We start from the raw sequence: 572 nt of genomic DNA on the forward strand, positions 1-572 counted from the left end.
TTTGCCGTTCGGTGGCCTCGCGGCTTTATTTGTACCAAGTGCGGCGAGTCCAAGTACTGCTTGATCAAGACGCGCAACGTCTACGAATGCGCCCACTGCAAGACCCAGACCTCTATTACTTCCAATACGCTGATGCATCGCACGAAGCTGCCCTTGCGCTTCTGGATGATCGCCTTCTATTGGGTCGCTTCCGGACGGCGGTGCTCCGCCCGAAGGCTTGCCCTCACGTTGCGAATTCAGCATCGCACGGCGGCCAGACTGCTTCGCAAGGTTCGCCTGGCTATGCACAAGTCGGAGCACACGGCTCTGCTGGACTTCTGGAACCGGGAGAAGCGCTCGGCTCAGCTGCCGATCGTAAGGCGGGCCATGCTGATGATGTACCGGAAGGCTCGCGCCTTCATTCGGACCTACTACGGCCGCCGCATCCCCGCATGGAGCCGGCCTTATTACTATTACGAATACCGCTTCCGATGCAACAACGCCCACGCTCCCGTTCAGGCGCTCAGCAGCCTTATTCTTGGCGCTTGCACCACGATCTACACCCTGAACGAGTACGGCATGCTCCGGGAGAG

At 59.4% G+C, this 572-nt stretch carries 1 protein-coding gene; it reads left to right on the forward strand.

Going from position 1 to position 572, the window contains the following annotated elements:
* Nucleotides 1–572 (forward strand): transposase (locus ACFO3S_RS27925; RefSeq protein ID WP_378103049.1); only part of this gene is annotated, 572 nt, incomplete at both ends.

The organism is Cohnella hongkongensis, assembly GCF_042654645.1.
GTDB classification, from domain to species: domain Bacteria; phylum Bacillota; class Bacilli; order Paenibacillales; family Paenibacillaceae; genus Cohnella; species Cohnella hongkongensis.